Annotated in this window: 8 protein-coding genes; 5 read left to right on the forward strand and 3 right to left on the reverse strand. The window is 66.9% G+C overall.

Annotated elements, in window-relative coordinates; translation table 11 throughout:
• Window positions 1–262: 262 nt before the first annotated feature.
• From ACFX59_RS16435 to ACFX59_RS16445, 3 genes are all read left to right on the forward strand, one after another.
• Window positions 263–3070 carry a TonB-dependent receptor gene (locus tag ACFX59_RS16435; protein ID WP_387433778.1) on the forward strand — a complete coding sequence of 936 codons (2808 nt, stop codon included), beginning with the start codon at window positions 263–265 and terminating at the stop codon, window positions 3068–3070.
• Window positions 3067–4083 (forward strand): phytase, encoded by a 1017-nt coding sequence (locus ACFX59_RS16440; protein WP_387433781.1) that lies wholly within the window; start codon window positions 3067–3069, stop codon window positions 4081–4083. The genes ACFX59_RS16435 and ACFX59_RS16440 overlap by 4 nt, the downstream gene beginning before the upstream one ends.
• 126 nt (window positions 4084–4209) lie before the next feature.
• Complete coding sequence (locus ACFX59_RS16445) at window positions 4210–5376, forward strand: nucleotide sugar dehydrogenase (protein WP_387433783.1); 1167 nt, start codon at window positions 4210–4212, stop codon at window positions 5374–5376.
• Window positions 5377–6008: 632 nt separating this feature from the next.
• Here the strand turns inward: ACFX59_RS16445 and ACFX59_RS16450 are convergent.
• From ACFX59_RS16450 to ACFX59_RS16460, 3 genes are all read right to left on the reverse strand, one after another.
• Complete coding sequence (locus ACFX59_RS16450) at window positions 6009–6857, reverse strand: hypothetical protein (protein ID WP_387433786.1); 849 nt, start codon at window positions 6855–6857, stop codon at window positions 6009–6011.
• 77 nt (window positions 6858–6934) lie between these two features.
• On the reverse strand, window positions 6935–9508 hold the full coding sequence (locus ACFX59_RS16455; protein ID WP_387433789.1) for a TonB-dependent receptor domain-containing protein: 2574 nt from the start codon (window positions 9506–9508) through the stop codon (window positions 6935–6937).
• Between the two features lie 143 nt (window positions 9509–9651).
• Window positions 9652–10812, reverse strand: a complete 1161-nt coding sequence (locus tag ACFX59_RS16460; RefSeq protein WP_387433791.1) for a glycosyltransferase — start codon at window positions 10810–10812, stop codon at window positions 9652–9654.
• A gap of 517 nt (window positions 10813–11329) precedes the next feature.
• On the opposite strand from ACFX59_RS16460, the gene ACFX59_RS16465 reads away from it, so the two are divergent.
• On the forward strand, window positions 11330–12628 hold the full coding sequence (locus ACFX59_RS16465) for a PKD domain-containing protein (protein WP_387433794.1): 1299 nt from the start codon (window positions 11330–11332) through the stop codon (window positions 12626–12628).
• A gap of 245 nt (window positions 12629–12873) precedes the next feature.
• Window positions 12874–13602, forward strand: coding sequence for a ZIP family metal transporter (locus tag ACFX59_RS16470; protein WP_387433797.1), 729 nt, complete (start codon window positions 12874–12876; stop codon window positions 13600–13602).
• Window positions 13603–14264 lie beyond the last annotated feature (662 nt).

Genomic DNA, 14264 nt, shown 5'->3' on the forward strand with positions numbered 1-14264 from the left:
AGCGCGACGGAGGGGTGTCCCGGTCGGAGAGGTCGGGAAACCTCACGGCGGGTGACACCCCTCCACCAGCTTTGCCGGTCCCCCTCCCCTTGCAGGGGAGGAATAAGCTTTTGGCGAATGCGCCTCGAAAAACGATTGCGTGACGCCCGCGTCACCCAATCGTCATCCCTTTCACATCGCTTCGTAACAAACCCCCGCCACGGGGGCGGGAACGACCGGCGCCGGGGGGTGTCGGCACGACCAAGCGCCCAGGGGAAGCATCATGCACGCCATCCGTTTCGGCATCCGCGGTTTCGCGGGGGCCTCGCTCATCGCATTGGGCTTTGCCGCCTCGCCCGTCCTCGCGAAGGTCCCGGGGGAAATGCCGGCGGGGGCACCGGCGGGGGTGCCCGTGTCGGGGCCGATCCTGTCGGGCCGCCTCTATGACGCGACCGGCGTCGCGCTGCCCGGGGCGCGCGTCACCGTCGAGGAGACGGAGGCGCAGGCGACCACCAATCTCCAGGGCGCGTTCAGCATCGTCACCCCCGACGAGGCGGGCGACGTCACGCTGCGCATCGACTATCTCGGCCGCGCGTCCGTGACCCATGTCGTGCCCGCGGCCGATCGCGGCCGCCCGGTGGTGCTGACCATGCCGCCCGCCGCTGGCCCGGACCATGAGGTCGTCGTCACAGGCGCCTCGCTGCTCGACAATACCGCGCGCGCGCTCAACCAGCAGCGGACCGCCGACAACACCGTCACCATCATCTCGTCCGACGCGATCGGCCGCTTCCCCGATCCCAACATCGCCGAGGCGCTCCAGCGCGCGCCCGGCGTCGGGATCGAGCGCGACCAGGGCGAGGGCCGCTATATCAATGTGCGCGGCGCGCCGAGCGAATGGTCCGCCGTCTCGGTCGACGGGATCCAGATCCCCTCGGTCGATCCGACGACGCGCGCCGTCGACCTCGACACGCTGCCCTCGGACATCGTCGCGAACCTCGAAGTGACCAAGTCGCTGCTCCCCTATCAGGATGCGGATTCGATCGCGGGCGCAGTCAACATCACCACCCGCTCGCCCTTCGACCGCAAGGGCTTTGCGCTGACCGGCATGGCGGGGGCCAGCTACAACCAATATGGCAAGGGTAGCGACTATCGCGGATCGGCCGCGGTCAGCGACACCTTCGGTCCCGATCGCCAGTTCGGCCTGCTGCTCTCGGGCAGCTATTCGATGACCCATCGCCGGCCCGACAATGTCGAGAACACATGGAGCCAGACGCCCGCGGGCTTGCGCGTCACCGAGACGCTGTTCAAGGATTACGACACCAAGCGCCAGCGTATCGCGGGCACCGGCGCGTTTGAATGGCGCCCCTCGGACCGGACCCATGCTTGGGTGCGCGGCACCTATGCCCGGTTCGAGGATGACGAATATCGCGACCGTATCGGCATATTGTGGAGCGAGGGCACGCTCCTGTCGGGATCGACCGACCGCGCCGCGACGTACCGCAACACCCGTATCGAAAAGCAGGTCCGCCACCGCAAACAGGTGAACGAGATCTGGTCGGCGACCGCCGGGATCGAGCAGCGGCTGGGCGAGGGCGCGATCCGCGCGGATGTGGCCTATAGCGAAAGCTCGCAGACCTATCCGCGTCGCGACGAACTGCTGTTCCGATCGTCGTTGCGGCCGACCTTGTCCTATGACTTCAGCGATTCCGACCTGCCCGGCTATTCGCTGTTCAGCTCGAAGGAGCATCTCCAGCTCGGCACCTATAGCTTCCGCGAAAATGCCTATCGGTCGAACACGACGAAGAATGACGAATTCACCGTCGCCGTCCGCTCCGACCTGCCGGTCGGCGATCTCGTGACCTTCTCGACCGGGGGCAAATATCGCGCGCGGCATATCAATGCCGACGAGGAGCGGTTCCGCGATCGCCGTTCGTCCGCCGCGCCGAGCCAGAGCCTGGCGGGGCTGTTGTCCGACCAGGAGTCGCGCAATTTCGGCTATGATCTGGGGCAGCGCTTCGGCACCGGGCTGGTCGATGCCTATTTCGACGCGACCAAGGCGGCCTCGGAGCGTCGCCTGCCGCAATCGCTGACCGCCGACTATACGGCGGAGGAGAAGATCCTCGGCCTGTTCGGCATGGCCAAATATGTCAAGGACGGCACGACCCTGATCGCCGGGCTGCGCGTCGAGACCACCGATTTCGAGAGCAGCGCGCCCAGCGTCTCGCGCACCGGGGCGGTGACGACCGCGCGGGGGCATAACGGCTATGCCGATGTCTTCCCCAACCTGACGCTGCGCCAGGCCTTCACCCCCAACCTGATCCTGCGCACCGCCCTCAGCCGCGCGATCAACCGCCCCAATTTCCCGCAGATCGCCCCGCGCGTGCTGGAGACGACCGAGGGCAATACGGTCCGGGTCGAGTTCGGCAATCCCGACCTGAAGCCCACCTTGTCGAACAATGTCGATGCGGGCCTGGAATATTACATCCGGCCGCTGGGGGTGATCTCGGTCAACGGCTTCTACAAGGACCTGTCCGACTATCGCTACACGCTGACCAGCACGGGCGTTTACAATGGCGTAGGCGGCGCGATCCTCAGCCGTCCGGTCAATGCGCGGCGTGGCGAGCTGTACGGCGTCGAGCTGAACTGGCAGCAGCAGCTGAGCTTCCTGCCCGGCGTGCTGGGCGGGTTGGGCGTGTTCGCCAATTACACCTATACCAAGGGGAGCGCGCGCTTCGACGGGAGCTATGCCGGGCGCAGCCGCTTCGCGCTGCCGGGCCAGTCGACGCATATGTGGAATGCCAGCGTCTTCTACGAGCGCGGGCCGGTGAATTTGCGCGTCGCCTATACCAAGCGCAGCGACTATCTGGACGAGATCAACGCTGACAATCCTGCGCTCGATCTGTATTGGGAAGGGCGCGGCCAGCTCGACGTGACGGGCAGCGTGCAGCTGGCGCGCGGCATCAACCTGTTCGCCGAGGGCAAGAACCTGACCAACACGCCGGGCGTCCGCTATTTCGGGCAGCGTTACCGGACCTATGAATATGAGAAGTTCGGCTACACCGTGTTCGGTGGCGTGCGGGTGAAGCTGTGAGGGCGGCGCTGACGGCGCTGCTGCTCGCCGGGTGCGCCAGCATGCCCGCCGCGACGCCGGTCGCCACGCCGACCGTGGCGGCCAGCGCCGAGACCGATCCGGTCGACAGCACCTCCGACGCGGCCGACGATCCCGCCATCTGGCGCAACGCCGCCAATCCGGCCGCGAGCCTGGTGATCGGCACCGACAAGCAGGCGGGCATCCATGTCTATGACCTGGCGGGCAGGCGGTTGTCCTTCACCCCCGCCGCGCGGCTGAACAATGTCGATCTGCGCGAGACGGGGGGGCGGGTGATCGTCGCGGCCAGCGACCGGGCGGACAAGGCGCAGGCGCATGTCGCGCTGTTCACCCTCGACACCGTGGCGCGCCGGCTGGTGCCGATGGGCCGCTATCCGGTGGGGGCGGGCGAGGCGTACGGCATGTGCCTGTGGACCCGCGCCAGCGACAAGGCGCTGTTCGGCTTTGTCGTGCTGAAGGACGGGCGGATCGACCAGGTCCGCATCGACCTGTCCGGCGCGACCCCGCGCGTCGAGACCGTGCGCAGCATGAAGCTGGGCAGCCAGGCCGAGGGGTGCGTGGTCGATGACCGGACCGGGCTGCTCTATGTGGCGGAGGAGGATGTCGGGCTGTGGCGCTTCGCGGCCGACCCCGCCGCGCCCGGCACCGCCACCCCGATCGCGCGGGTCGACGGGCGCACCCTCGTCGCCGATGCCGAGGGGCTGGCGCTGGCGCCCAAGGGGGCGAAGGGCGGCTATCTGGTCGTCTCCAGCCAGGGCGACAATGCCTATACGCTCTATCGCCTGCCCGGCGTGATCTATGCGGGGCGCTTCCGCATCGGCGGAGGGGCGATCGACGGGACCAGCGACACCGACGGGATCGAGCTGGCGCTGGGCGATTTCGGCCCCGCTTACCCCAGGGGCCTGTTCGTCGCGCAGGACGGCGACAATGCGCCCGATACCCAGAATTTCAAATATGTCGGCTGGGACAAGGTGCGGAAGGCGCTGGGGTTGTAGGGAGAGCGCAGCATTCCTTCGCCACGGCATTTGCGATTGCGGGACCGCTCATGCATGGCACGCGGGACAAGATGCAACGCAAGCTGACGGACGGACCGATGGCCCGCCCCGTCTGGGGATGTTGAAATGAAGATTGCCGTTTTCGGCCTGGGCTATGTCGGACTGTCCAACGCCGTGCTGCTGGCCCAGCACAACCGGGTCGTCGCGGTCGACATCTCGGCCGAGCGGGTCGCGATGGTGAATGCGCGGACCTCGCCGATCATCGATGCCGAGTTGCAGGACTTCCTGACCGGCCGCGACCTGGACCTGTCCGCCACGACGGATGCGGCCGAGGCGCTGGCGGGCGCCGATTACGTCATCGTCGCGACGCCGACCAATTACGACATCGACACCAACAGCTTCAACACCAGCTCGGTCGAGGCGGTCATCACCCTGGCCAAGACCCATGCACCGGGGGCCACCGTGGTGGTCAAGTCGACCATCCCGGTCGGCTTCGTCGACGATGTCCGCGCGCGGCTGGATACGACACAGGTCATCTTCAGCCCCGAATTCCTGCGCGAGGGGCGCGCGCTGCACGACAATCTCCACCCGTCGCGGATCATCGTCGGCGAACAGTCGGAGCGGGCGCGGATCTTTGCCGAGCTGCTGGTCCAGGGTGCAGAGAAGGCCGACATCCCCGTCCTGTTCACCGGCACCCGCGAGGCCGAGGCGATCAAGCTGTTCGCCAACACCTATCTCGCGATGCGCGTCGCCTTCTTCAACGAACTCGACAGCTATGCGATCGCGGGCGACATGGACACGCGCCAGATCATCGAGGGCGTCGGCCTCGACCCGCGCATCGGCACGCACTACAACAATCCCAGCTTCGGCTATGGCGGCTATTGCCTGCCCAAGGACACCAAGCAGCTGCTGGCCAATTATACCAGCGTGCCGCAGAACCTGATCCGCGCGATCGTCGACGCCAACCGCACCCGCAAGGATTTCCTGGCCGACCAGATCATCGCCAGGAAGCCCGGCCGCGTCGGCATCTTCCGCCTGACGATGAAGGCGGGGTCGGACAATTTCCGCCAATCCTCGATCCAGGGGATCATGAAGCGGATCAAGGCCAAGGGGATCGAGGTCGTGGTCTACGAACCGTCCCTGCACGAAGACGCGTTCTTCGGCTCGCGCGTGGTCCGCGACCTGGCCGCGTTCAAGGCCGATTGCGACGTCATCATCGCCAATCGCAACGACCCCGAACTGGCCGATGTCGCGGACAAGCTGTTCACGCGGGATATCTTCGGCTCGGACTGATCGCTCCCCATTCCTCCCCTGCAAGGGGAGGTGGCAGGCCGAAGGCCTGACGGAGGGGTGTCACCCTCTCGCGAGCGGGACACCCCTCCACCATGCTGCGCCTGGTCCCCCTCCCCTTGCAGGGGAGGAATTCCATCACCGGCAGATCCGCACCCGCTCCCAGCCGCGATATTCGGTCCAGCAGCGATGATAGGGGCGATACGGCCGATAGGGCCGGTAGCCATAGCCCGCATCGCGCCAGCCATAGCCTCCGTCATAGCCACCCCAATGCGGGGGCGGAGGCGGCGGAGGGGGCGGGGGTGGGGGGCCCCAGCCGGGAGGCGGCGGAGGCGGGGGCGGTCCCCATTCCTGCGCACTGGCATTTGCACTGAGCCCCAGCGTTGCGATCGCGAGGCCGGCGACAATGATACGCGTCACCTTCATGACTGGTCCCTCCATGCCCATCACCGGGCATGGCACGGATGTATCACGGGCCGTGCTTCGCGAGGCTGAACGGGGTTGTTCTCTGGCGTTCAGGAATGTCGGGTTGGAGACGCGGGCACGCCTCAGGCGCGCTCCGTCGCCACCTCGCGTGCGACTGCGGCGACATCGCCAGCCGGGGTGTCCCGATCAAAGCGGGGGGGCGTCAGGACTCACTGAATGGACGCCTCGACTTTGGCAGCCGCAGGGTCCAGCAAGCCGATCAGAATCGCCAGTTCATAGCGGGTCTGGCCCTCATAGCTGCTGGTCATCCCGTCGATGGCGCCTTGGACGGACTTGCTGTCGGTGGCATTGAGGGGCAAGAGCCGGGCCGTCGCACGAAGGTCCGCGATACAGGCGACGATCGCATGCCTGCTATGGACATAATCGAGCGCCAGCCGTCGATCTTCGTCGGTCGCCGGTCGCCCCGACCGATCCCGCAATGCCTTTTCCGCCGCGAATCTCAGCGTTCCCGATCGCTCCCATGCCGGGTCGAAACAGGCCCGCGTGCGTGCCAGGGCAGCGGCCAGCACCGGGTCGTGGATGGGCGGTGGCGGCGGGGGAGGCTTTGCTCCCTCGATCATGCAGAAGGGCGGGTGGCATTCCTTCGGCATGCCATAGCTGTCGACGGCGTCGAGCGCGACATCGATCGTCAGGCGATAGGCCTGGTCATGGGCCAGCGCGGCGCTCGCCCGGCTCAGCCGGTATAGCGGTGTAAGCGCACGCACCAACGCGGCCTTGTCGATGGACTCGGGGGACAGGTAGATCGGCCGGCAATCGGACAGGCTGCCGTTCGTCCTGACGGCGCAATTGAACGACAGGCTGAAGTCGACGGCCGCCTCGCGAGGCGCCGCGCGGGTCAGCTCGGCAAGCGTCGGTTCCTTGGCGAATTCCGGCTGACTGTGCATTTCCCAGAAGCCGACCGTCGTATCGACGAAGCGGCCCGACGCGCGCAGCAATCGACTGTCCGGGGCAGGGGGCTGCGCGATGGCCGCCGTCGCGGTCGCGAAGGTCAGCCCCATGAAGACGAGACGTAGAAGCATCGCGAGGACCTATCCGATTCTCGCTTATATCCCAAACCTTTCCCACCTCGCCCCCCTCAGAACAATTTCCGCACCCCGATCCGGATCGAGCGGCCGATTGGGTCGAGATAGGCGGGTTGGAAGCGGTTGGGGGTCTGGCCGTCGCGGTCGGTGACGTTGATCCGGTCGTTGAGCAGATTCTCGACCGCCATGCTGACGTTCAGCCCCTTGGCCCAGGGCTTGTCGACGATCCTCTCGACCCTGATGAAGCTGTAGAGGACCAGCCAGGTCCGCCCCGAGAAATGCAGGTCCGAGGCGGCGATGTCGCTGCGGATGCGGGTCGGGCCCTGGATGCGGCCGAACACGCCCAGATTGGCGACCCCCTTCGAGACATGGGCGTTCAGCTCGACATCCCAGCGCGGCCGCCCGCCCGTGCCGTTCAGCGTCGCCCCGTCGAGCAGGTCGAGCACCGGCCCGCCGTCGCGCAGGGTCAGCCGGTCCTCCAGCCGGTAGCTGGTCGTCGCCGACACCATCAGGAAACCGGGCTGCTTGCGCGGGCGCGGCGGGGGCGCGGTCTTGGCCGCATCCGGGGCGGGGGGTGCGGCGGGGGGCGGGGGGCTCTTGCCCAGCTGGGTCTGCACGTCGAAGGTCAGCCGCAGCTTGCGCTCGCGCTCGAACGCCAGATTGACCGGGCGCAGGTCGACGCGGGTCAGCGCGCCCAGCGCGTCGCGCGCGAACAGGTCGGGAAAGACGCGCTGGAACGCCGGGGTCGCCCCGCCCAGCGAGGCGGCCTGGTTGTCGATCCGCGTGTCGAGATAGTCCAGGCTGAGCCGGATCTCCTTGTCCTTGATCGGCTGCACCGCCAGGCCCAGCGTCGTCACCCGCCGCTTTTCGGGGGCCAGGTTCGGATTGCCGCCCATGATCGTGGTGACCAGCGTGCTGCGCCCGGTAACGAAATCGAAAAAGGGCGTGTTGGGCGTCGCCACGACCGGCGCGACCAGCTGGGTCACGGCGGGCGCGGCCTGCGCGACATTGACCGAGGCGTTGAGCTGCACGGGGCGGAACGGCGTCCAGTTCAGCCCCAGATTGGAGGTGCCGAGCCGCCCGAAGCCCGACACCTGCGACACGCCCGCCATGCCGCTGAGCTGCAATTCGCCCAGAAAGCCCAGCGAGCCTTCGCGCGCCGAGGCGAGCGGCACGCTGGCATTGACGCTGGCCCCGCGCGTGGTGCGCCCGATGCCGTCGGCGGGCAGCGCCAGATCGGTGCGCGCATCGCTGTCGACCCGCGCATAGTCGGTGGTGACGGTCAGCATCGCCTCGCCCGCGGGCAGGCGGGCGACCGGGCCGTTGGCGGTCGCCTTGACCCCCAGCGTGTCCGACACCGCGCGGCTGCGGTTGAGGTTGCGCTCAGCGGCGATCGCGGGATCGATCGCCGCCATCGGATCGCCCCCGGCATCGATCGACGCCTGGAGCGCGCCCAGCGGCACCCCCGTCTCCGAGGTGCCGCGCGACACCATCCGGTCGTAATTGCCGGTGATCGCCCAGCTCCAGCGCCGGACATCGCCGGTCAGCGTGCCCCCGCCATGCAGCGCCATGCTGGTCGTCCGCTGGTGCAGCACGCTGCCGGGCAGATAGCGATAGAGGAGCGTGTCGTTGGCAAAGGGAAAACTCCCCGCCCCGCCCGGCACGCGCAGCAGCGCGGGGGCCAGCCCGTTGAGCCCCTTGGTCTGGACCGCCTCCATCGACAGGATCAGCGAGCCCGACATGGTCTTGCCGAGCGGCGCGGCCAGGCTGGCCTCGCTATGGATGGTGTCGCTCAGCGGCTGGAGCGTGCGATAGGGGCCCAGGTCGGTGACCCCGGCCGGGCTGTTCGCATAGGCGGCCAGCGACGCCCGCGCGGCCGGATCGACCGGCACCCCCGCCATCGTCACCGCCCGCCCCGCCAGCGTATCGAGCCGGGGGTCCAGGCTGGCGCCGTTGACGCCCGTCACATTGCCGGTCGTCGCATAGAGCGTCTCGGGATCGGGGACGATGGCACGCTGGCTCTGGAGCACCGGGTCCTGGCGCAGATGCGACACGTTGAAGGTCAGGCGGCGCGGCCCGTCGATCCGGGCCGAGGTGACTTCGGTGTATTGGGTGCCGCCCCCGCCCTCGGGGGTGATGCCGGGCAGCACATGGACGGTGACCGCGCGGAATTTCTTCTTGGTGATGAAGTTCATCACCCGGACATTGGGCGGATAGCCGAAGCGCGCCGCCTCCTGCTCGGGCAGCACCTCGACCTTCTCGATCGCCTCATAGGGCAGCGACTGGAATTCGGAAAAGCCCGACACGCGCCGCCCGTTCAGCAGCATGACCGGATCGCCCCCGCCCGACGAGCTGGCCAGCGCCTTCACCTTCTTCAGCAGGTCGCTCAGGCTGCTCACCCCCAGCGCGTCGAGCGCCTGCGCATCGAGGACCGCGACCGGCTCTACCGCGCCGACGACCGAGCCGGGGACGCGCTTGCCGGTGACGGTGACTTCGGGCGGGGGGATGTCGGTGGCGGCGGGGGGCGGCGCGGTCTGCGCCTGAAGCGGTGTCGCCAGGCCCCAGGCCAGCGCGATCGTAGACCATCCCGCGCGACACCCGGGCCGCGCGCTCCCCTTGTAGAACATCGTCCAGCCACTCCCATCGCCGACGTGATGGGTCCTTCATACTGTGGCGATGATGTCACAATTAAGGCGAATTTCTTCGGGAGGGTTGACTTATCCGGCGGGGCCTCTCGCCCGATCCGGAATTCCCCCCTGATCGAAGCCACTTACAGGAGCGGCAGGACCGGTTCGCCGCAGAGCGGGGCGGGTGCGGCGCGACGCCGCAGGACGCCGTGCATCACGCGCAGATAATGGTCCGCGCCCTGTTCGATGGCGAAGCGCCGCGCCTGGTGCAGCGTGCGATGCGCGTCCTGCGCCCCCGGCCGGGCCTGTGCGATCGCCGCGGCAAAGCCCGCCGCGTCGCCGACCGGCACCAGCGTGCCGAGCGCCCCCTGCTGCAACAGCGCGGCCATCGACCGGCTGCAATCGGTGGCGATGATGCCGATATTGGCGGCCAGCCCCTCCAGGATCACCGCGGGCACGCCTTCATAGTCGGAGGACAGCAGCAGCATGTCATACGCCCCCAACCGCCCCGCCGGATCGGTGACATAGCCGCGAAAATCGACCCGGTCCGCGACGCCGAGCGTGGCCGCCAGCGCCTCCAGCGCGGGCCGCTCGGGCCCCTCGCCGAACAGGGTCAGCGTGTCGGCGGGATCGCTGCCCGCCGCGAAGCCGCGCAGCATCAGCGCGAGGTTCTTCTGGGGCGCCAGCCGCGCGATGGTGACGAAGCGCCGCCCCGCCACAGGCGGCCGCGCGGCCACCGGCGTCCGAAGCGCCATGATCTGCGCCTCGGACAGCGCCGGGTCGGGGATGATCGCGACGCGGGCGGGCGACACGCCGACGCATTGCACGATCTCGGCGCGCATCGGCTTTTCCATGCCGACGAAATGGTCGATCGCCAGTCCCTGGATGCGCAGCCAGATGCGGTAGAAGAACCGGTAGAACCAGGACGCGTCGGTGCGGTCGAGATTGTTGCTGATCTTGGCGACGATCGGCGGGCAGTTGCGTCCCAGGGTCAGCTTCAGCATCACGGCGACAAAGGCATAGGTATTGCCCGCGCAGAACAGCATGTCGGGCCGCATCGCCCGCACCGCGCGCGGCAGGGTGGCGACCATCCAGATCGTCTCCCAATGCGCGATGCCCGGCCAGCGGCGCCGGGGCGTGACGAAGTCCAGCCCCGCCCCGACATCCCCCGCCATCGCGCCGTCGGTCCGCCCCAGGAACAGCGGCGCATCGACACCGCTGTCCCGCCAGCGCCGGACGAGCCGCAACGCGATCCGCTCGACCCCGCCCGGCTCGAAACTGTGAAGGAAGGTCAGGACGCGCAAAACGCCGTCCACCCCGATCGCCGCAGAGGATCCACCGAAAGCCCGCCCATATTTTCGGGCCGATAGCATGACTGACGGGAAAAACGATACCCTGTCGTGACGTATTCGTTATGACCCCTGGGGGTGGCGGTCCGCTTTCGACAGGGCGGGAAATGATCGATCGGCGACGCCCCGTCCCGGCATCCTTGCGCCGGTCCTTTGGTCGGGAATGCGTGACATCGACCAGCTACGAGCCTGGGCCCGCCCTGTTGCGACCTATATTCGCCGCTGTCGCCATCGATCCGGAAAAGCATAGCGGCATGACGCAATTTGGTCCGATATGGAGATTTATGAAAGTCAGGGAAAACTGGACTATACACCTGCAAAAATCACCCCTAAGGGCTTAGTTAAAGGCAAGTCACAGGGGGGATGCCATATGTTGAAGTTAAAGAACCTTGTTGTCGTAGGAAGTATATCGTTGACCGTCCTGCTTGCAGGATGTGGGGGGGATGGAAGTTCCGGGAGCGGAAATATACCGGTGGTTACCGCGCCCACGCCGACCCCGACGCCCACCGCGACATCGACTCCGACCCCGACCAACACGGCGCCGGTCGCCAATCCCGGCGCCAATCAGAATGTTCTGACCAAGACGTCGGTAACGCTGGATGCCAGCGCCAGCATCGATGCCAATGGCGATGCGCTGACGTACAAATGGGCATTCAAGTCACGGCCATCGGGTAGCGCCGCGGTCTTGTCGTCCGTGACGGACGCAAAGCCGACCTTCACGGCCGATGTCGCCGGCACATATGTCGCAACCCTGATCGTCAATGACGGCAAGGTCGACAGCGCGCCTGCCGATGTTACCATCACGGCTGCGGTCGCCAATGCGGCGCCGGTCGCCAATGCGGGCCCGGATCAGAACGTCAAGAACGGCACCACGGTAACGCTCGACGGCAGTGCCAGCAGCGACGCCAATGGCGATGCTCTCACCTATCAATGGACGATGGATGCCCGTCCTTCGGGCAGTTCGGCCGCCTTGTCGTCCACCACGGCCGCGAAGCCGACCTTCACCCCGGATGTCGCCGGAAATTATATCCTGTCGCTGATCGTCAGCGATGGCGCGCTGAAGAGCGTGGCCGACAGCGTGACGATCACGTCGAGCCGGGCGAACGCCGCGCCGGTCGCCAATGCGGGGAAGGATCAGAATGTCCTGACGCGGTCGACCGTCACGCTGGACGGACGGGGCAGCAGCGACGCCGATGGCGATCCGCTGAAATATGACTGGAATCTGACGTCCAAGCCCGCCGGAAGCAGCGCGTCCCTGTCGGCGAACACACAGGCGGTCACCAACTTCACCGCCGATCTGGCCGGTACCTATGTCGCCACGCTGGTCGTCAACGACGGCACGGTCGACAGCGCTCCTGTCACGGTCGCGATCACGGCGGTGGCGCCAACCCTGTCCCTGTACCGCGTCGACAGCTTCTCCACCGAGCTTCTGAAGCTGCCTTACACCACCTCCGCATCGATGCAGAAGTCGCAGAGCTGCGCGGGGACGGGCTGTCCGACCACCGTTACCGTCGACAAGTTCCGGTTCGTCGCCAATGGCGGCAGCTTCACCATCCAGAATCCGACGGCGGTCAATCTGACCACGGGTTCGACGGTTGCGGCGTCGTTCACCGGCTTGGGCAACGGCACGGTGATCGCCAACGGACAGACGGTCAACTTCAGCCTGGAGTCGGGCTTTACGCGGGGTCAGAGCGTCAACCTGCGCTATGAGTTCACGATCAAGGAGACCGGCGACAAATTCTCCTACACGGTAGAGCTCAAAACGAACTGACGGTCGGCAGCGACGCTTGGTTAAGGCGGGTTTTCCCCGCCTTAACTTTGCCGGTTTGAGAGACCCCTCTTTCCCTCCACCAGACCATAGCCGCTATCCATTCGACACAACGCCGAAGGGGCGTGTCGGGCAGCACCGGCCCCTATGTGTCGCCGACGACCAGGCCATGTTGACCGATCTCCAATGATACACCATCACATCGCCATCGATCCATGATGGGCATAGGCGATGGGAGGCGCGACAGCGTGAACCGGGAGCTTCTCCTGATCCTGCTGACCGGGACATTGGTCGTCGTGGCGGTGGTCGCGGCGATACCCTGGTTCCGCACGAGCCGCCCGTTGCACGGGTCGCCGATCGCCGCGACGGGCGACGCGCTGGCCGCCGGTATCTTTCTGGGCGCGGGCCTGATCCACATGCTGCCGGACGCGGCGCAGGGCTATGCCGCTTATGGCACCGGCTATCCCTGGCCCTTCGTCATCTGCGGCGCGACGATCCTGGGCCTTGCCCTGCTCGAGCATCTGGCCTTGGGCAGTAGCCGCTCCGCCGTCCCCGCGCTGGCGGCCGCCATCGCGCTGGCGGCGCACAGCTTCCTGGCCGGGGCGGCCCTGGGCGCCACGTCGCGCGAAGCAGCAGTCCTGGCGCTGTTCCTCGCGCTGATCGCGCACAAGGGGGCGGCGTCGTTCTCGCTGGCGCAGGTGCTCACCGAAAGCCCGCTCTCCCGCCGCAGGGCCCTGACGATGCAGAACATGTTCATCGCCGCGCTGCCGCTGGGCGTCGTGCTGGGGGCCGTGGCGATACGGCAGGAACAGGCCTGGCCCCTGGCCAAGCCGACCATCCTGGCGCTGGGCGCGGGCACCTTCCTGCACTTCGGCCTGCAACGCCATCGCGCCCGCGCCCCGACATCCGGCAGGGCGCGCTGGGTCATGCCCTGGTTCGGCTTCGCGCTGATGGCGCTGATCGCGGTCGTGGACTGAATTTGCGCGTCATCGTTGCGATGAGGGGGGGGCGATGGCAGCGGCGTCCCGCGTTGCCCGTCGATCCGGCATCATTGCGGGAAGGAGCAATCGGGAACGGATTGCGAGACACCAGCTTCACAGACAGGCGTGCTCAGGCCCATCGAGCGACACCGTCCCGTGCGACCATTCCCAAACGAGAATGGCTGGAAGCGCCCACTTGCGGACGTTCTTAACGAGCCTAGAGTGTCTACCTATGAGAGTCGTCATTCCGCTCGCGCTCGCAGCTCTTGCGGCCTGTGGCCGGCAGCTCCCTGGTCAGGATGGGGTAGGCGCCGAGGACTGCCGGGGACTTCCGGTCCTAAACTTGAACACTGCTAGGCAAGACGCAGCATCGGCATACAAACGAAACGATCACCACCTTATCGGAATTTACGGCTTCACTTCAGAGGTGCCGGGCGTCGCGAATTCGAAGCTCCCCGTTCGCATGATTGAAGCCACGTCTGACAGCAAATGCTTGGAAGAGAACTTTGTGATTCGCCGTTACGCTGCGATCTACAATCGAGAGTTAGACCGGCTTTCCATCAAACGCTGAACGTCCTCTTTCCACCGAGGCTGTGTAAAAACGCTGTTTTGTGATAGAGTTTGCCGCGATGTCGGGAGGCTTGTCGATGGGCCGTTTC

Source organism: Sphingomonas sp. NCPPB 2930, from assembly GCF_042867205.1.
Taxonomy (GTDB): Bacteria; Pseudomonadota; Alphaproteobacteria; order Sphingomonadales; family Sphingomonadaceae; genus Sphingomonas.